This window comes from Pseudomonas migulae (assembly GCF_024169315.1).
Lineage (GTDB): Bacteria > Pseudomonadota > Gammaproteobacteria > Pseudomonadales > Pseudomonadaceae > Aquipseudomonas > Aquipseudomonas migulae_B.
Map to the genome: position 1 here is coordinate 4,434,442 of NZ_JALJWR010000001.1, position 17,770 is coordinate 4,452,211.

General features: G+C 61.0%; 15 protein-coding genes and 1 riboswitch. Of the genes, 12 read left to right on the top strand and 3 right to left on the bottom strand.

What is annotated here, in order from left to right:
- Positions 1-139: 139 nt before the first annotated feature.
- A complete protein-coding gene (locus J2Y86_RS20365) occupies positions 140-472 on the bottom strand; it encodes a DMT family transporter (RefSeq protein ID WP_008027887.1) in 333 nt (110 codons plus the stop codon).
- 103 nt (positions 473-575) lie between these two features.
- Between J2Y86_RS20365 and J2Y86_RS20370 the strand changes: the two genes are divergently transcribed.
- Entirely contained in the window at positions 576-1,478 is a 903-nt protein-coding gene (locus J2Y86_RS20370) for a LysR family transcriptional regulator (protein ID WP_253435474.1), read from the top strand.
- 11 nt (positions 1,479-1,489) lie between these two features.
- Positions 1,490-2,767 (top strand): lipid IV(A) 3-deoxy-D-manno-octulosonic acid transferase, encoded by a 1,278-nt coding sequence (gene waaA / locus J2Y86_RS20375; protein ID WP_253435477.1) that lies wholly within the window; start codon positions 1,490-1,492, stop codon positions 2,765-2,767.
- A 114-nt stretch (positions 2,768-2,881) separates the two neighbouring features.
- On the opposite strand, the gene J2Y86_RS20380 is transcribed toward waaA, so the two are convergent.
- Positions 2,882-4,315 carry a TolC family outer membrane protein gene (locus J2Y86_RS20380; RefSeq protein ID WP_253435481.1) on the bottom strand — a complete coding sequence of 478 codons (1,434 nt, stop codon included), beginning with the start codon at positions 4,313-4,315 and terminating at the stop codon, positions 2,882-2,884.
- 192 nt (positions 4,316-4,507) lie between these two features.
- Positions 4,508-4,613: riboswitch (TPP riboswitch) on the top strand.
- 168 nt (positions 4,614-4,781) lie between these two features.
- Here J2Y86_RS20380 and thiC point away from each other — a divergent pair.
- The gene (gene thiC / locus J2Y86_RS20385; protein ID WP_253435484.1) at positions 4,782-6,671 is read left to right on the top strand and encodes a phosphomethylpyrimidine synthase ThiC; all 1,890 of its coding nucleotides are present in this window, start codon (positions 4,782-4,784) and stop codon (positions 6,669-6,671) included.
- A gap of 175 nt (positions 6,672-6,846) precedes the next feature.
- On the top strand, positions 6,847-8,139 hold the full coding sequence (cytX, locus tag J2Y86_RS20390) for a putative hydroxymethylpyrimidine transporter CytX (protein ID WP_253435487.1): 1,293 nt from the start codon (positions 6,847-6,849) through the stop codon (positions 8,137-8,139).
- On the opposite strand, the gene J2Y86_RS20395 is transcribed toward cytX, so the two are convergent.
- Positions 8,108-8,854, bottom strand: coding sequence for an RsiV family protein (locus J2Y86_RS20395; protein ID WP_253435490.1), 747 nt, complete (start codon positions 8,852-8,854; stop codon positions 8,108-8,110). The genes cytX and J2Y86_RS20395 overlap by 32 nt on opposite strands.
- Positions 8,855-9,060: 206 nt before the next feature.
- On the opposite strand from J2Y86_RS20395, the gene J2Y86_RS20400 reads away from it, so the two are divergent.
- From J2Y86_RS20400 to parC, 8 genes are all read left to right on the top strand, one after another.
- The gene (locus J2Y86_RS20400; protein WP_007902590.1) at positions 9,061-9,678 is read left to right on the top strand and encodes an NUDIX domain-containing protein; all 618 of its coding nucleotides are present in this window, start codon (positions 9,061-9,063) and stop codon (positions 9,676-9,678) included.
- On the top strand, positions 9,669-10,121 hold the full coding sequence (locus J2Y86_RS20405) for a DUF1249 domain-containing protein (RefSeq protein WP_017336229.1): 453 nt from the start codon (positions 9,669-9,671) through the stop codon (positions 10,119-10,121). The genes J2Y86_RS20400 and J2Y86_RS20405 overlap by 10 nt, the downstream gene beginning before the upstream one ends.
- A 258-nt stretch (positions 10,122-10,379) precedes the next feature.
- Entirely contained in the window at positions 10,380-11,195 is an 816-nt protein-coding gene (cpdA, locus tag J2Y86_RS20410; protein ID WP_253435492.1) for a 3',5'-cyclic-AMP phosphodiesterase, read from the top strand.
- Between the two features lie 185 nt (positions 11,196-11,380).
- The gene (locus J2Y86_RS20415) at positions 11,381-11,989 is read left to right on the top strand and encodes a YqiA/YcfP family alpha/beta fold hydrolase (protein WP_253435495.1); all 609 of its coding nucleotides are present in this window, start codon (positions 11,381-11,383) and stop codon (positions 11,987-11,989) included.
- A gap of 54 nt (positions 11,990-12,043) precedes the next feature.
- Complete coding sequence (gene parE, locus J2Y86_RS20420; RefSeq protein WP_253435498.1) at positions 12,044-13,948, top strand: DNA topoisomerase IV subunit B; 1,905 nt, start codon at positions 12,044-12,046, stop codon at positions 13,946-13,948.
- Positions 13,948-14,937, top strand: a complete 990-nt coding sequence (locus J2Y86_RS20425) for an esterase-like activity of phytase family protein (RefSeq protein ID WP_253435502.1) — start codon at positions 13,948-13,950, stop codon at positions 14,935-14,937. The genes parE and J2Y86_RS20425 overlap by 1 nt, the downstream gene beginning before the upstream one ends.
- Positions 14,934-15,458, top strand: coding sequence for a retropepsin-like aspartic protease family protein (locus J2Y86_RS20430; RefSeq protein ID WP_253435505.1), 525 nt, complete (start codon positions 14,934-14,936; stop codon positions 15,456-15,458). The genes J2Y86_RS20425 and J2Y86_RS20430 overlap by 4 nt, the downstream gene beginning before the upstream one ends.
- A gap of 7 nt (positions 15,459-15,465) precedes the next feature.
- A complete protein-coding gene (gene parC / locus J2Y86_RS20435) occupies positions 15,466-17,733 on the top strand; it encodes a DNA topoisomerase IV subunit A (protein ID WP_214380398.1) in 2,268 nt (755 codons plus the stop codon).
- The last annotated feature ends 37 nt before the right edge of the window (positions 17,734-17,770 follow it).

Here is a 17,770-nt window from a genome sequence, read left to right on the forward strand (position 1 = left end):
TTGTTGGATCAATCAGGGTGTACGCAAAACCTGTGGGAGCGGGCTTGCTCGCGAAAGCGGTGTGTCAGGCCACAAAGATGTCGACTGACACGGCCTCTTCGCGAGCAAGCCCGCTCCCACAATGAATCGTGTTTCGGCTTCAGTGCCCGGCGGTTTTCGAGAAAAGCTGGATCACTACAACCCCCAGCACAATCAGCGCCATCCCCAGCATCGCCGGCACATCCAGCTTCTGCCCGTAAATAAACAGCGCGGCAACGCTGACCATTACGATCCCCATGCCAGCCCACACCGCGTAAGCCACACCCACCGGCACGCTGCGCACTACCAGTGTGAGCATCCAGAAGGCGATGCCGTAGCCGACGATCACCAGAATCAGCGGCAGCGGCGTGCTGAAGCCTTTGACCGCTTTCATCGAAACAGTCGCGATCACTTCGGCGCAGATGGCAATGGCCAGGTAGTAGTAAGCGGTCATGGTTGCATCCTCGTGTGAAGTGCTGCTTTCTGAGGTCGGCATTCTAGTGATTCCTCAGATGCGGTAAAGTCATTACCTATCTGTCCTGAAGATGGGTTTGCCCATGAACATGCAATGGAATCTGGAACAGCTGCGCTTGTTTGTCAGTGTCGCGGAGCAGCGCTCGTTTTCCGCCGTCGCACGGGATCAGCGCAAGGCGCAGTCGGCGGTCAGCAGCTCGATTGCGTTGCTGGAGGAGGACTTGGGTGTGAGCCTGTTCGACCGCAGCAGCGGCCGTCAGCCGAAACTCACCGAGGCGGGTAACGCCTTGCTGGAGGAGGCGCGGGAGGTGCTGCGCCAGTGCGAGCGCCTCAACGGCCGGGCGCTGGCGATGATGCGCGGGCAAGAGGCTCGACTGCGTGTGGCTCAGGATGAGGCGATGCCCTACCAGCCGATCATCGAAAGTTTCGAAGCGCTTGCCGAGCAATTCCCCAGCCTCGAAGTGCAATTGACCAGCGCGGCCCAGGGTGATGTGGCGCGCAAACTGGTGGAGCGTCGGGCCGATCTGGGTTTGCTGTTTTATCACGATCAGATTCCCGAAGCGCTTGAGCGGCGCGTGCTGGGCAGCGTTGAAATGGTCACTGTCTGTGGCGTCGGGCATCCGTTGGCGACGAAGGCGGCGGTGAACTGTCAGGAACTGGCGCAGCATCGACAGCTGCTGATGTCCACGCAGTCCAGCGTCTACCCTGGCAGCGAGCCGGCCAGCCCGCAGGTCTGGCGGGCCGACAGTTTCTATGTGATGGCCGAATGGCTAATCCGCGGTCTCGGCTGGGCCTGGCTGCCACGGCACGTGGTGCAGTACCCGGCGTATCAGGGGCAGATGATCGAACTGGTCAGCGAATGGACGCCACCGGCGCTAGTAGTGGAATTGGTGTGGCGCCGCGACGAGCCCCTTGGCCCGGCCGCCCGTTGGCTCGCGGAACGTTTTGCCGTGCACTTGCAGGCGATCGGCGAGAAAAGCCGATAAACTCCGCCGCCATGAATAGAACTCTCTACACCGCACTGTTTTACCTCGGACTGCCACTGGTAGCGATCAGGCTATGGCTGCGCTCGCGCAAGGCGCCGGCGTATGCCAAACGCATCGGCGAGCGTTTCTCCTTCGGGCTGCCGGTGATGAAGCCGGGCGGCATCTGGGTGCACGCGGTGTCCGTGGGCGAAAGCATTGCGGCAGCGCCGATGATTCGCGCGTTGCTGCAACGCTATCCGGCGCTGCCGATCACCGTGACTTGCATGACCCCGACCGGGTCCGAACGCATCCAGGCCTTGTTCGCCAACGAGCCGCGCATCCAGCACTGTTATCTGCCTTATGACTTGCCGTGCGCAGCAGCGCGGTTTCTTGATCGGGTCCAGCCGACACTGGCGGTGATCATGGAAACCGAACTCTGGCCCAACCATATCCACCAATGCGCCAAACGCGGGATTCCCGTGGCACTGGCCAACGCGCGACTGTCCGAACGTTCGGCCAAAGGCTATGGCCGTTTCGGCAAGCTGACCCAGCCGATGCTCGCCGAGATGAGTCTGTTCGCGGTGCAGACCGAAGCCGAGGCCCAGCGCTTCCGTGATTTGGGCGCCCGTGCAGAAACCGTTGAGGTGACCGGTTCGATCAAGTTCGACCTGACCATCGACCCGCAACTGCTCCAGCGTGCCGCCGAGTTGCGCGGGCAATGGCAGGCTCAGGAGCGTCCGGTGTGGATCGCCGCCAGTACGCACGACGGTGAAGATGAAGTGGTGTTGGCGGCGCACCGTCAGTTGCTCGCCGGTCATCCCGATGCGTTGCTGATTCTGGTGCCGCGTCATCCGGAGCGTTTCAATTCGGTGTTCGACCTGTGCAAGCAACAGGGCTTCGCCACGGTCCGTCGTTCCACCGGCGAGCCGGTGACCGCCGGGACTTCGGTGTTGTTCGGCGACACCATGGGCGAGCTGCTGTTTCTGTACGCCCTGGCCGACAGCGCTTTTGTCGGCGGCAGCCTGGTGCCGAACGGTGGCCATAACCTGCTGGAACCTGCAGCGCTGGCAAAACCGGTGCTGAGTGGGCCGCACCTGTTCAACTTTCTGGAAATCGCCGCGCAATTGCGCAGTGCCGGAGCGTTGCAGGAAGTGGAGGACGCCGAAGGTCTGGCGCTGGCGGTACAGCGACTGTTCGAATTACCGCGCGATGCACAGCGGATGGCGGAGGCGGGGTTGAAGGTGATGCGCAGCAATCAGGGGGCGTTGCAGCGGTTGCTGGATGGGTTGGGGCGGTTGATCGACCGGTAACCAGTGGGGACCTTTGATTTCGAACGTCCCTGTAATCCGTAGGAGCCAGGCTTGCCGGCGGAGGCGTCAGTGAGATCGCCTTCGCCGGCAAGCCGTGCTCCTACAGGTTTTGCGTCAAGGCCGGGCTTTGAGCTGCTCTGCCGCAGCCTTGGCCAGATCCGGCGGCAGGAAGTCCTTGTCCGGGTTGTAGTCGGCCTTGAGGTAGCGCTTCAGATCCTGCAAGTCCCCCGGGTTCAACGTGCCGGCGGCCTGCTTCAGGCGCAGGTTGTCGAGGATGTAGTCGTAGCGGGTGTTGTTGTAGTTGCGCACCGAGGTGTACAGCTGACGTTGGGCATCCAGCACATCGACGATGTTGCGCGTGCCGACCTGATAACCGATTTCGGTGGCTTCCACCGCGCTCTGGTTGGAGATGATCGACTGCTTGCGGGCCTGCACCTGTTCCACATCGGTGTTCACCGCGCGGTGCAGGTTGCGGGTGTTTTCCACCACTTGCCGACGAAGGCTCTCACGCTGTTGTTCGGTCTGGTCGAGTTGCGAGTACGACTGGCGGACCTGCGAACTGGTCAGCCCACCGCTGTAGATCGGGATGTTCAACTGCAAGGCCAGCGTCGTTTGCTCGACAGGGCCACCATAAGACTGACCGAAGGCATTCGGGTTACTGAAACCAAAAGCGTCGTTGTCGCCTTTCTCATACTTGGCCACCGCATCCACCGTCGGCGCGTGACCGGCCTTGCGCTGCTTGAGCGTTTCTTCGGCGGCGCTGACCGCGTAGTTGCTGGCCAGCAGATTCAGGTTCTGTTTGGCGGCGGTGTCGACCCAGGCCTTGGCATCGTTGGGGGCCGGCGGCAGGATCGGCAAGGTGTGGACGATGCCCTGAATCGAGTTGTACTGACGGTTGGTCAGGGTGATCAACGCTTCAAACGCATCATCGACCTGGCGCTGGGCAACGATCCGGTTGGCCCGTGCCGTGTCGTAACTGGCCTGGGATTGCAGCACGTCGGTCTTGTCCGACAGGCCGACGTCGAAGCGTTCATTGGATTGATCGAGTTGGCGTTTGAACGCCGCTTCCTCAGCCTTGGTCGAGGCCAGGTTGTCCTGGCTGCGCAGAACGTTGAAGTAGTTTTCAGCGGTTTGCAGAATCAGGTTTTGCTCGGTCGCGGAGAGTTGCAGCGCGGCCTGTTCATTGACGTCCTTGGCGGCCTGGTACTGGAACCAGCGATCAGCGCGAAACAGCGGCTGAGCCAATGTTGCCTGATAGGAATTGGCGCTGCGGTTGGCAATGGCCGCCGGTTGATCGATGTCGGTGCGCACATTGGCCACCTGGGCGCCGCCCGAGATATTCGGCAGCAGGCCGGCGCGGGCCTGGGGCACGACTTCTTTCTGCGCGCCGTACTGGGCGCGGGCAGCGGCCAGGTCGGCGTTGTTGTCCACCGCTTCCTGGTAGACGCTGACCAGATCGGTCTTGGTCGATAAGGGCGCTTCTGCTGCCCAGGCCATTCCATTGGAAGCACAAGACACGGCAAGGGCCAGTGAAAGTTTGCGCAGCATGCGGCCATCCCTAAAAATTACGCTGATAATTTGAGCGCCAAAGGTACGGCGCAGGCCATGTAGCGTCAATGTGCAGCATGGCCGATGCGAGTGTAGTTGCACGCTCGATCCGCAACAATCCTGTAATTGCGCCATTCATCATGGTGTTTACCGCGGTGTTGGCGTTCTTTGCCAGTTGTGTCTAGACTGGCCGGGTTCTTGTCGGGGTGCCTTGCTATGAGGCTGAGATCGAATAATTTCGGATCCCGTTGAACCTGATCAGGTTAGCGCCTGCGTAGGGAACAAGATTTCTCGTCACCCGGCGAGTCCTCTTGTGCTTCGTCCGGGATGTTGTTCGACAATCGAACACCCCTCGAGCACTGAGCACAGCACCAACAGCGTTGTCATGGCTGATTGGTCGCGTCCATTCGTTACAGGTTCGCTCCGACAAAATTCCACTGCCTGGATGCTGTCTGGAGAGCCCGTGATGACGATAAAACTAAAAAACACTACGAACCTGAGTGATTCGGCCCAAGTCGATCAACAATCGGTTCAGCCGTTTACCCGTTCGCAAAAAATCTATGTCCAGGGCTCTCGTCCGGACATCCTCGTGCCGATGCGCGAAATCAGCCTCGATGTGACGCCGACCGACTTTGGCGGCGAGATCAACGCTCCGGTCGTCGTGTACGACACCTCGGGCCCGTACACCGATCCCAACGTCATCATTGACGTACGCAAAGGCCTCGCTGATGTGCGTTCGCCGTGGATCGAAGCCCGTGGCGACACCGAGCGCCTGCCAGGCTTGAGCTCGAACTTCGGCAAGGAGCGCCTTGCCGATCCGGAGCTGACCAAGCTGCGCTTCGCCCATGTGAACAACCCGCGTCGCGCCAAGGCCGGCGGCAATGTCACCCAGATGCACTACGCGCGCCAGGGCATCATTACGCCCGAGATGGAATTCGTTGCCATCCGCGAAAACATGAAGCTCGAAGTGGCTCGCGCCGCCGGCCTGCTGGATCAGCAGCACGCCGGGCACAGCTTCGGCGCCAGCGTGCCGAAAATCATCACCCCTGAATTTGTCCGTGAAGAGATCGCCCGCGGTCGCGCGATCATTCCGGCCAACATCAACCACACCGAACTGGAACCGATGATCATCGGCCGTAACTTCCTGGTGAAGATCAACGGCAACATCGGCAACAGCGCTTTGGGTTCGTCCATCGAAGAAGAAGTGGCGAAACTGACCTGGGGCATTCGCTGGGGCGCGGACAACATCATGGACTTGTCCACCGGCAAGCACATTCACGAAACCCGCGAGTGGATCATCCGCAACTCGCCGGTGCCGATCGGTACCGTGCCGATTTACCAGGCGCTGGAGAAAGTCGGCGGTGCCGCCGAAGACCTGACCTGGGAGCTGTTCCGCGACACGCTGATCGAACAGGCCGAGCAGGGCGTCGACTACTTCACCATCCACGCCGGCGTATTGCTGCGCTATGTGCCGCTGACCGCCAAGCGCGTGACCGGCATCGTTTCCCGTGGCGGTTCGATCATGGCCAAGTGGTGCCTGGCGCACCACAAGGAAAACTTCGCCTACACGCATTTCGAAGAGATCTGCGAAATCATGAAGGCCTACGACGTCAGCTTCTCGCTGGGCGATGGCTTGCGTCCGGGTTCGATTGCCGACGCCAACGATGCCGCGCAGTTCGGTGAGCTGGAAACGCTTGGCGAGCTGACCAAGATCGCCTGGAAACACGACGTGCAAACCATGATCGAAGGCCCTGGCCACGTGCCGATGCAGCTGATCAAAGAGAACATGGACAAGCAGCTCGAGTGCTGCGACGAGGCACCGTTCTACACCCTCGGCCCGCTGACTACCGACATCGCGCCGGGCTACGACCACATCACCTCCGGTATCGGGGCGGCGATGATCGGCTGGTTCGGCTGCGCGATGCTTTGCTACGTGACGCCGAAGGAACACTTGGGCCTGCCGAACAAGGATGACGTGAAGACCGGGATCATCACCTACAAGATCGCCGCGCATGCCGCCGATCTGGCGAAGGGGCATCCGGGTGCACAGATCCGCGACAATGCCTTGAGCAAGGCGCGGTTCGAATTCCGTTGGGAAGACCAGTTCAACCTCGGCCTTGATCCGGACACCGCGCGTTCGTATCACGATGAAACCCTGCCGAAGGATTCGGCCAAGGTCGCGCATTTCTGCTCCATGTGCGGGCCGAAATTCTGCTCGATGAAAATCACCCAGGAAGTGCGTGAATACGCGGCCAACCAGCGGATCGAAACGATCGACGCCGAAGTCGCCAAGGGACTGGCGGAACAGGCGGAGCGGTTCAAGCAGGAAGGCAGTCAGCTGTACAAGAAGGTTTGATCTGACCTGCGATTGACGGCGCCTGTGCTGGCGTCTTCGCGAGCAAGCCCGCTCCCACATTAGACCGCGTCCGCCCGGACAACTCGGTCAACTGTGGGAGCGGGCTTGCTCGCGAAGACGCCAGGCCAGGCACCGAAAATCTCAATGACACACTTATCCCTCTGAGATAACACCCTTGAGCATTCAACCCAGCACTTATTCCCCCGATATCGCGGTGCCGACCGACAAACGCGTCTTCGGCGGCCGCGATCTGTTTTCCCTGTGGTTCTCCCTCGGCATCGGCCTGATGGTTTTGCAGACCGGCGCATTGCTCGCACCGGGCCTGGGCCTGTCCGGCTCCTTGCTGGCGATCTTCCTCGGCACGCTGGTCGGCGTTCTGCTGCTGGCCGCGGTCGGCGTGATTGGCAGCGACACCGGCCTGTCATCGATGGCCGCACTCAAGCTCAGCCTCGGTGCGAAAGGCGCGAGCCTTCCGGCGGTGCTGAACCTGCTGCAACTGATCGGGTGGGGCTCGTTCGAAATCATCGTCATGCGCGACGCGGCCAGCCTGCTCGGCGCCCGTGCGTTCAGCGAAGGCAGTCTGTTCTCCAGTCCGCTGCTCTGGACCCTGTTCTTCGGTGCATTGGCAACCTTGCTGGCCGTCAGCGGTCCGCTGACGTTCGTACGGCAGATCCTGCGCAAGTGGGGCATCTGGCTGTTGCTGGCGGCGTGCATCTGGCTGACCTGGAACCTGTTCGCCAAAGCCGATCTGGCTGTGTTGTGGGCGCAGGCCGGTGACGGTTCGATGCCGTTCGCCGTGGGCTTCGACATTGCTATCGCGATGCCGTTGTCGTGGCTGCCGCTGATTGCCGACTACTCGCGTTTCGGCAAGCGTGCGAAGAATGTCTTCGGCGGCACGGCGATTGGTTTCTTTATCGGTAATTTCTGGCTGATGAGCCTGGGCGTGGCCTACACCCTGGCGTTCGCGCCGAGCGGTGAAGTGAATGCCTTGCTGCTGGCCTTGGCGGGCGCGGGCCTGGGGATTCCGCTGCTGCTGATTCTGCTCGATGAGTCGGAAAATGCCTTTGCCGACATTCACTCGGCGGCCGTTTCCAGCGGGATTCTGTTGCGCTTGAAAGTCGAGCACCTGGCGTTGGCCATCGGCGTGGTCTGCACCCTGATCGCCTTGCTGGCACCATTGGCTCAGTACCAGAACTTCCTGTTATTGATCGGCTCGGTGTTTGCGCCGCTGTTCGGCGTGGTGCTGGTGGATCACTTCATCTTGCGCAAGCGCTCGGCTCAAGTGGCGTCAGCCGCATTGCGCTGGCCGGCGTTGCTCGCCTGGTTGGGCGGGGTGAGCACGTATCACTTGCTGGCCAATCTGTATCCGGACATCGGCGCAACCCTGCCGTCGTTGATTCTGGCAGGGCTGCTTCAGCTGGTGCTGGGTCGGGCCTTCAGTTACGGCCGGGAAACAGCTCGGGCTTGAGAATGCCGTTCAGGCGTGGGTAGGGGATCTTCAGTTCGACGTGGCCCAGCGCGTAAGGCGCGATGGTGCTCACTTCGTACTTGAGGATCACCCCGCCGTAGGTCAGCGCCACGTTCTGGGTTTTCTGGAACGGCCACTGCTTCACGAATTCCGGTTCCTGATCGAGCTTGGTGCTGATCAGCCAGCTGTTGTGTGCAACCTGCGCCGCTTTCCAGAACGCCTCTTCCTGCCCCGGCACCAACATGTCCGACAAGGTCAGCACTTTATGCTGCTGGCGCGAATAGTTGATGAAGCTGCGGCCCGGCGTGCCATGCGCGCCGCCGGTGTCCAGGTAGCTGGAAAATTCAACGATCACCAAGCCGTCATGCTGCTCGCGTACTTTCGCTTGCAGGTAACTGCTGTAGCGCGGGCCGGCGGTGCGCAAGAATTCATCGCGATACGCCGCCAGCGTAGGCGCGGCAGGAGCCTCAGGCGAGGTGCGGGTCATTTGCAGCAGGCGTTTTTCGACGATGCCGTCAAGCTGGGGTTCGGCGGGAAAACGCAGCGTATCGATGTTCACCAGCGGGCACTCGGGTGTGGTGCAGCCTGGTTTCAGCGTTTCGGTCGCGTCGCGGGTAGTTTCCAGCGGCGCCCGGTAGTTGGGCTGGAACAGACTCTGGCAAGCGCCCAGGGTCAGGGCGATTGCGGTCACGGAGGCGATTTTAAAAAGCGACATGGGCGTCCTTCATAAAACAGGGAAAGGCGAAAAGTTAACCGCTTCGACTCTCAACGAAGCAGTCAGTTCGCCACTAAGCTAATTAGAGTTGGTTTAGCCCTCACCGTCCATCCCGCTGACCGGAAAGGGGCTGCATCAAACGTCACGGGCGCGTTAGGATGGCGCGAAGTCGAGGCAGGAGCCTCGCTGCACATACGAGGATAGTCATGACTGATTTTGCCAACGCCATTCCGACCGCCGTCGATATCGTGCGGCGCGAAAAGTGCTACGAGGGCTTTTACAAGCTTGATCGTGTGCACTTGCGCCACGAATTGTTCGCCGGTGGCATGAGCCGCGAAATCAATCGTGAAGTGTTTGTTCGCCACGATGCCGTCTGCGTACTGCCTTACGATCCGCAGCGCGACGAAGTGGTGCTGATCGAGCAGTTTCGCGTCGGCGCCATGGGCAAGACCGATAACCCGTGGCTGATCGAACTGGTCGCCGGTCTGATCGACAAGGATGAAGTGCCGGAAGAGGTTGCTCACCGCGAAGCGCAGGAGGAAGCTGGGCTTGTATTCGGGGCGCTGTGGCCGATGACCAAATATTTTCCATCGCCGGGCGGCAGCAATGAATTCGTGCATTTGTACCTGGGGCGTTGCGAGACAACCGGGGTCGGCGGCCTGCATGGGCTGGAGGAAGAAGCAGAAGATATCCGCGTTACGGTCTGGGCGTTCGAAGACGCGCTGCAAGCCGTACGCGACGGACGAATTGCCAACGCGGCCAGTATCATTGCCTTGCAATGGCTGGCATTGAACCGCGTTGAAGTGAGGGGGTTATGGTCGTAAACAAGTTGCGCGATCGTTACAGGGTCGACCTCGTAGGGCTGCAAGCCTCTTGCGAGGCCAACTACGCGCGCCTGATGCGACTGTTGCCGGACATGCGCAACGAACCGGCGGCACGGCGCATTGCCGTGACCCACGGTGAACAGATGCTCGGCGTGCTGGCCCTTGAAGTGCTGCAGGTCTGTCCGTACACCACCACCCTGCAAGTGCGCCAGGAACACAGCCTGCCGTGGCTGCCAGTGCCGCAACTGGAAGTTCAGGTCTATCACGACGCCTGCATGGCCGAAGTGGTCAGCGCCGAACATGCGCGACGCTTTCGCGGCATCTATCCTTACCCGAATGCCGCGATGCATCAGCCGGACGAAAAGGCCCAGCTGAACATGTTTCTGGGGGAGTGGCTGAGTCATTGCCTGGCGTTGGGGCATGAGTACGAAGTCGTGCGCTGAGTGCCCTGTCTTCCCAATATGCTCATTTTTGGCGGTGTTCATTGTCGTCATGCTGCGTTGCCGCTCCTCCCCATAGCGAGCTATGAGTCGTCGCGGCGCCTTGCCTGACAACAACGACCACTCACCAAAAAAAGAGCATATTGGGAAGACAGGGCACAGTTGTGAACTGCGTCAGGTTCGCGCGTTTCCTCTTTTGATCATCCCCCAGCATAATTGTGGCACTCCACTCATCCCGTGATTCAGCCTTGGGAGAACGCCTTGCCGAGCGTATCCACATTGACCGCCGCCGATCCGGTGTTGCTGGTGCAACTGTCCGACAGCCATCTGTTTGCCGAAGCGGACGGTACTTTGCTGGGCATGAATACCCGCGACAGCCTGCAAAAGGTCATCGAGCTGGTCAGGCTGCAACAGCCGCAGATCGATCTGATCATTGCCAGTGGCGATCTTTCCCAGGACGGGACGCTGGAGTCGTATCAGCAGTTTCGTGACCTGACGCGACAGCTCGATGCACCGGCGCGCTGGATTCCGGGTAATCACGATGAACCACAGGTCATGGCCGAAGCCGCGGTACAGAGCGCGCTGCTGGAACCAGTGGTGGACGTCGGGAACTGGCGCATTACCTTGCTCGACTCGGCTGTGCCGGGGTCGGTGCCGGGGTTTTTGCTGGATGAGCAGTTGCAGCTGCTGGCTCGCTCATTGAGTGAAGCGCCGGAGCGGCATCATCTGGTGTGTTTCCACCATCATCCAGTGTCGATCGGGTGTGCGTGGATGGAGCCGATCGGATTGCGCAATCCAGACGCGCTGTTTGCCGTGCTGGATCGGTTTCCGCAGGTGCGCGCTGTCTTGTGGGGGCACGTGCATCAGGAAATTGATCAGCATCGCAACGGTGTGCGCCTGATGGCCTCGCCATCGACCTGCATTCAGTTCGAACCGGGGAGCGAGGATTTCAAGGTGGGGGAGCAGGCGCCGGGGTATCGGTGGTTGCGGCTGTTGCCTGATGGTCAGATTGAAACCGGCGTGGAGCGCGTCACTGGATTCGACTTCAAAGTCGACTACGGTTCCAACGGCTACTGACTTTATTGTTACTCAGTAAGACCGAGGCGCGACTTTCGCGAGCAAGCCCGCTCCCGCATTCAAATGCATTCTCCCTGAAGGAACTCATTCGAATGTGGGAGCGGGCTTGCTCGCGAAGGCGTCCGCACAGACACCCCAACTCCCTGTAAACTCCGCCTTCTTTACCCGACGCACAGGGAGTTCAAATGTCCGGTTCGATCCTTTATATCCACGGTTTCAACAGCGCGCCTGCATCTAAAAAGGCCACTCAGTTGATGCAGGTGATGGAGCGTCTGGGCTTGAGCGATCACCTGCGCGTTCCGGCCTTGCATCACCATCCGCGCGAGGCCATCGGTCAGCTCGAACAGGCGATTGCCGAGCTTGGGCGGCCACTGCTGGTCGGCAGCTCACTCGGCGGCTACTATGCGACTCACCTGGCCGAGCGCCATGGCCTCAAGGCCCTGTTGATCAACCCGGCCGTCAGTCCGCACCGGATGTTCGACGGGTTCCTGGGGACGCAGAAAAACCTGTATACCGATGAGGCCTGGGAATTGACCCACGACCACGTGACGGCCCTGGCCGAGCTGGAAGTGCCGGCGCCCCGGGATCCGCAGCGGTATCAGGTGTGGTTGCAGACCGGCGACGAAACGCTGGATTATCGCCTCGCCCAGCAGTATTACCGGGCCTGTGCCTTGCGCATCCAGGCCGGCGGCGACCATAGTTTCCAGGGTTTTGCCGGGCGATTGCCGGCAATGCTGAGTTTTGCCGGCATCGGCGCAGATTTGTATCAGGCGATCGATTTCACAGCACTGTGATCCTTCACCTCTATTTCACCGAACACTCTTTTTACAGGCGGACGACGAGACCCCATGGCCACTCCCAGCGCTAGCTCTTATAACGCAGACGCCATCGAAGTCCTCTCGGGCCTCGACCCGGTGCGTAAACGCCCCGGCATGTACACCGACACCAGTCGGCCGAACCACCTCGCCCAGGAAGTCATCGACAACAGCGTCGACGAAGCCTTGGCCGGGCACGCGACGTCGGTGCAGGTCATCCTGCACGCCGACCACTCCCTGGAAGTCAGCGATGACGGCCGAGGCATGCCGGTGGATATCCACCCGGAAGAGGGTGTGTCCGGCGTCGAGCTGATCCTCACCAAACTCCACGCGGGCGGCAAGTTTTCCAACAAGAACTACCAGTTCTCCGGCGGTCTGCACGGGGTGGGTATTTCCGTGGTCAACGCCTTGTCGACCGAAGTCCGGGTGCGCGTGAAGCGCGACGGCAACGAATACCAGATGACGTTCGGCGACGGTTACAAGAAAACCGAGCTGGAAGTGGTCGGCACCGTCGGCAAGCGCAACACCGGCACCAGCGTGTTCTTTGCGCCGGACCCGAAGTACTTCGATTCACCGAAATTCTCCATCAGCCGCCTCAAGCATGTGCTCAAGGCCAAGGCCGTTCTGTGCCCGGGGCTGCTGGTCAGTTTTGAAGACAAGGCCACCGGCGAGAAAGTCGAATGGCATTATGAAGACGGTCTGCGCTCCTACCTGGTAGACGCGGTCAGCGAATTCGAACGCCTTCCGGACGAGCCGTTCTGCGGCAGCCTGGCCGGTAACAAGGAAGCGGTCGACTGGGCGCTGCTGTGGTTGCCGGAAGGTGGCGACAGCGTGCAGGAAAGCTACGTCAACCTGATCCCGACGGCCCAGGGCGGTACCCACGTCAACGGTTTGCGTCAGGGCCTGCTCGATGCCATGCGCGAGTTCTGTGAATTCCGCAGCCTGCTGCCGCGCGGCGTAAAGCTGGCGCCGGAAGACGTCTGGGAACGCATCGCCTTCGTCCTGTCGATGAAGATGCAGGAGCCGCAATTCTCTGGCCAGACCAAGGAACGCCTGTCGTCCCGCGAAGCCGCGGCATTCGTGTCGGGCGTGGTCAAGGACGCGTTCAGCCTGTGGCTCAACGCGCACCCGGAAACCGGCATGCTCCTGGCGGAACTGGCGATCAACAACGCCGGCCGTCGCCTGAAGGCCAGCAAGAAGGTCGAGCGCAAGCGCATTACGGCGGGGCCGGCACTGCCAGGCAAACTCGCCGACTGTGCCGGGCAGGATCCGATGCGTTCCGAGCTGTTCCTGGTGGAAGGTGACTCCGCCGGTGGTTCCGCCAAACAAGCGCGGGACAAAGAGTTTCAAGCCATCCTGCCGTTGCGCGGCAAGATCCTGAACACCTGGGAAGTCGACGGCAGCGAAGTGCTGGCCAGCCAGGAAGTGCACAACATTGCCGTGGCGATCGGTGTCGATCCGGGTGCGGCGGACATGAGCCAGCTGCGTTACGGCAAGATCTGCATCCTCGCCGACGCCGACTCCGACGGTCTGCACATCGCCACGCTGCTGTGTGCGCTGTTCGTCCAGCATTTCCGCCCGTTGGTGGATGCCGGTCACGTCTACGTCGCCATGCCGCCGCTGTACCGTATCGACCTCGGCAAAGAGATTTACTACGCGTTGGACGAGGCTGAACGTGACGGCATTCTCGACCGTCTGGTGGCCGAGAAAAAACGCGGCAAGCCGCAGGTCACCCGATTCAAAGGTCTGGGTGAAATGAACCCGCCGCAACTGCGTGAAACCACCATGGACCCGAACACCCGGCGCCTGGTGCAGCTGACCCTGGACGATTTCGAAGCGACTTCGGAAATGATGGACATGTTGCTGGCGAAGAAACGCGCCGGCGATCGTAAATCCTGGCTCGAATCCAAAGGCAACCTGGCCGAGGTTCTTGGCTGATGCGGGTTGGCTTTGCCCTGGCGTGTGCGTTACTCCTGACTTCCGTTTCGGCGTTTGCCGAACCGGCACCGGAGTTGCGCCTGTTGTCCGAGCATCCCGTCGAGGGCATGCGCGGCGGCAACCTGTCGGGGTTGGCCCAGTGTGGCAAGGGCTTGTGGACGATTTCTGATCGCGACGACGATCAGATCTACCGACTCGAGACCCGCGACACGGTCTGGCAGGCTGAAACCGTGCGCATCGGTGTGCCGCCTGTGCCGGACAGCGGTTTGCCCTGGGGCCTGCGTTCGCGGGCCTGGGCAGCCTCTTTCGTGCGCGGCGGAGACCTGGACTTCGAAGGCATCACCTGCGACAGCGCCGGCAATCGCTACATCGTCAGCGAGTCCCACGCTGCGGTGCTGCAAGTGCCGCTCGTTGGGCCGACGGCCTGGCTGAAGATCTCGCCGATGCTGGTTCGCGAGGCCAGGGCCAGTGGCATGCTGCTGCATTTCAATGCGCTGTTCGAAGGCCTGGCGATCAACCCGGCCGGCGATCAGTTGTGGCTGGCCGCCGAGCGTGAACGCCGTGGCCTGCTGTTGATCAAGCGCCAGCAGACGGTCTGGGATTGCGACGGCGGCTGCGTGTTACTGAGCGAAGCCGGGATGGAAATGCAGCCGGCGAAATTTCCCAAGGCCAGAGCGGTGTCGCGGGATTTTGCCGATCTGTCCTTGTTCAACGGCAAGCTGTTTACCCTTGAGCGCAATGCGTTCGAGATTTGCCGCCGTGACGCAGTGACGGCCAAGGTCGAGCGTTGCTGGTCGTTTGCCGACGAGGCGTTGCAGAAGAACCGCCGTTATCCACAGGGATATGGCCTGACGGAAGCGCTGATCGTCGACGCCGAGGGCGCCTGGGTCGGCATCGACAACAACGACGGTGCCCGTGCCGATGGCGAGTACCGCCCGATCGTCTGGCGCTTCGCCGCGCCTGAAGGTGGCTGGAGCGCCAAGCCATGACCCCGCAGACGCCAGGCAAACGCGCCGGTCGCGTGTTCATGGTGCTGGCCTGGTGCGCGGCGCTGTTTCTGGCGACGCGGTTTTTCGGCCAATGGGAGGCGCGTCAGCAAAATCCCAATGTGGTCGTCAGCTCGGAACAGGGCGAAGGTTTTATCGAAGTGAAACTGGCCAGCAACACCCAGGGGCACTTCGTCGCCAGCGGCCAGATCAACGGCCAGCCGGTGGATTTCATGCTGGATACCGGGGCAACCGATGTGGCGATCCCGGCAGAAATGGCCGAACGGCTGAAACTTGAAGAAGGCTTTGGGGTGACCCTGAGCACCGCCAACGGTCGTACCGAGGGTTATCGAACCCGTGTCGACCGGCTGCAACTGGGCGACATCGTGCTGCGTGATGTGCGCGCCATCGTCGTGCCAGGCCTGGATGGCAAGCAAGTGCTGCTCGGTATGAGCGCGCTGAACAAACTTGAATTTACCCAGCGCGGTGGCACCATGCTGCTGCGCCAGACAACGAACCGATGAGGCCCGCATGAGCGACTCCCTTGATCTCAGCCTGGACGGTGTAGAACGCCGGTCACTGGCTGACTTCACCGAAAATGCCTACCTCAACTACTCCATGTACGTGATCATGGACCGTGCCTTGCCGCATATCGGCGACGGCCTGAAACCGGTACAGCGGCGCATCATCTATGCGATGAGCGAGTTGGGGCTGGACGCCGATTCCAAGCACAAGAAATCGGCGCGTACCGTCGGTGACGTGCTCGGCAAGTTCCACCCGCACGGCGATTCAGCGTGCTACGAAGCCATGGTCCTGATGGCCCAGCCGTTCAGCTACCGCTACACGCTGGTCGACGGTCAGGGTAACTGGGGTGCGCCGGATGATCCCAAGTCCTTCGCCGCCATGCGTTACACCGAAGCGCGGCTGTCGCGTTATTCCGAAGTGCTGCTCAGCGAACTGGGCCAGGGCACGGCGGACTGGGGCCCGAACTTCGACGGCACCCTCGACGAACCGCTGGTGTTGCCGGCACGTTTGCCGAACATCCTGCTCAACGGCACCACCGGCATCGCCGTGGGCATGGCCACCGACGTACCGCCGCACAACCTGCGGGAAGTCGCGACGGCGTGCGTGCGTTTGCTCGATGAGCCGAAAGCCACGGTCGAACAGCTCTGCGAACACATCCAGGGCCCGGATTACCCGACCGAAGCGGAAATCATCACTCCGCGCGCCGACCTGCTGAAGATGTACGAAACCGGCAAGGGCTCGGTGCGCATGCGCGCCGTGTACCACATCGAAGACGGCGACATCATCGTCACCGCGCTGCCACATCAGGTGTCCGGTGCCAAGGTGCTGGAACAGATCGCGGCCATGATGCAGGCCAAGCCGTCCAAGGCTCCACAGATCGCTGACCTGCGCGACGAATCCGATCACGAAAACCCGTGCCGGATCGTGATCATTCCGGGTGCACGCAAGAATTTTGACCACGACGCGCTGATGCAGCACCTGTTCGCCAGCACCGAGCTGGAGTCGAGCTACCGCGTCAACATCAACATCATCGGCCTGGACGGCAAGCCGCAGCTGAAAAACCTGCGTGCGCTGCTGGTCGAGTGGCTGGAGTTCCGCGTACAGACCGTGCGTCGTCGCCTGCAATTCCGCCTCGACAAGGTCGAGCGTCGCCTGCACCTGTTGGACGGTTTGTTGATTGCCTACCTCAACCTGGATGAAGTGATCCACATCATCCGCACCGAGGAGCACCCGAAAGCCGCCCTGATTGCGCGTTTCGCCCTGAGCGAAATCCAGGCCGAGTACATTCTCGACACCCGTTTGCGTCAGTTGGCGCGACTGGAAGAAATGAAGCTGCGCTCCGAGCAGGATGAACTGCTCAAGGAACAAGCCAAGCTGCAAGCCCTGCTGGGCAGCGAAGCCAAGTTGAAAAAACTGGTGCGCACCGAGCTGATCAAAGACGCCGAAACCTACGGCGACGACCGTCGTTCGCCGATCGTCGAGCGCACCGAAGCCAAGGCCCTGACCGAACACGATCTGCTGCCGAACGAAAAAGTAACGGTCGTGCTGTCGGAAAAAGGCTGGGTTCGCTCCGCCAAGGGGCATGAAATCGACGCGACCGGGCTTTCGTACAAGGCCGGGGACGGTTTCAAGGCCCTGGCGCCCGGCCGCTCCAACCAGTTTGCAGTGTTTATCGACTCCACCGGTCGCAGCTATTCGGTGGCCTCGCACACATTGCCATCGGCCCGTGGCCAGGGCGAACCGTTGACCGGTCGTCTGACACCGCCGCCCGGCGCGACGTTTGAATGCGTGCTGATGCCGGAAGACGATTCGCTGTACGTGATCGCTTCCGACGCCGGTTACGGTTTCGTGGTCAAGGGTGAGGACTTCCAGGCCAAGAACAAGGCGGGTAAAGCGCTGCTGAGCTTGCCGAACAACTCGAAGGTCATTCTGCCGCGCCCGGTAGCTGATCGTGAGAACAACTGGCTGGCCTCGGTGACCACCGAAGGTCGCCTGCTGATCTTCAAAATCAGCGATCTGCCACAATTAGGTAAGGGCAAAGGCAACAAGATCATCGGGATTTCCGGTGAACGCGTGGCCAGTCGCGAAGAATATGTCACGGACATCGCTGTGTTGCCGGAAGGTGCCACCCTGGTGCTACAGGCCGGAAAACGTACCTTGTCACTGAAAGCGGACGACCTCGAACACTACAAAGGTGAGCGTGGGCGTCGTGGTAACAAACTTCCACGGGGCTTCCAGAGGGTAGATGCACTGCTCGTCGAAAACCTCAATTAAGCGTCCTAGAGCGCTCGATCTACGATTTAACGCGTAG

Excerpts from the sequence above, each read along its gene's own strand:
- J2Y86_RS20370 (WP_253435474.1), top strand. The coding sequence starts at position 576 with ATGAACATGCAATGGAATCTGGAACAGCTGCGCTTGTTTGTCAGTGTC.
- J2Y86_RS20430 (WP_253435505.1), top strand. The coding sequence starts at position 14,934 with ATGACCCCGCAGACGCCAGGCAAACGCGCCGGTCGCGTGTTCATGGTG.
- J2Y86_RS20395 (WP_253435490.1), bottom strand. The coding sequence starts at position 8,854 with ATGTCGCTTTTTAAAATCGCCTCCGTGACCGCAATCGCCCTGACCCTG.
- J2Y86_RS20405 (WP_017336229.1), top strand. The coding sequence starts at position 9,669 with ATGGTCGTAAACAAGTTGCGCGATCGTTACAGGGTCGACCTCGTAGGG.
- J2Y86_RS20400 (WP_007902590.1), top strand. The coding sequence starts at position 9,061 with ATGACTGATTTTGCCAACGCCATTCCGACCGCCGTCGATATCGTGCGG.
- thiC (WP_253435484.1), top strand. The coding sequence starts at position 4,782 with ATGACGATAAAACTAAAAAACACTACGAACCTGAGTGATTCGGCCCAA.
- J2Y86_RS20365 (WP_008027887.1), bottom strand. The coding sequence starts at position 472 with ATGACCGCTTACTACTACCTGGCCATTGCCATCTGCGCCGAAGTGATC.
- parC (WP_214380398.1), top strand. The coding sequence starts at position 15,466 with ATGAGCGACTCCCTTGATCTCAGCCTGGACGGTGTAGAACGCCGGTCA.
- J2Y86_RS20425 (WP_253435502.1), top strand. The coding sequence starts at position 13,948 with ATGCGGGTTGGCTTTGCCCTGGCGTGTGCGTTACTCCTGACTTCCGTT.
- parE (WP_253435498.1), top strand. The coding sequence starts at position 12,044 with ATGGCCACTCCCAGCGCTAGCTCTTATAACGCAGACGCCATCGAAGTC.
- J2Y86_RS20380 (WP_253435481.1), bottom strand. The coding sequence starts at position 4,315 with ATGCTGCGCAAACTTTCACTGGCCCTTGCCGTGTCTTGTGCTTCCAAT.
- J2Y86_RS20415 (WP_253435495.1), top strand. The coding sequence starts at position 11,381 with ATGTCCGGTTCGATCCTTTATATCCACGGTTTCAACAGCGCGCCTGCA.
- waaA (WP_253435477.1), top strand. The coding sequence starts at position 1,490 with ATGAATAGAACTCTCTACACCGCACTGTTTTACCTCGGACTGCCACTG.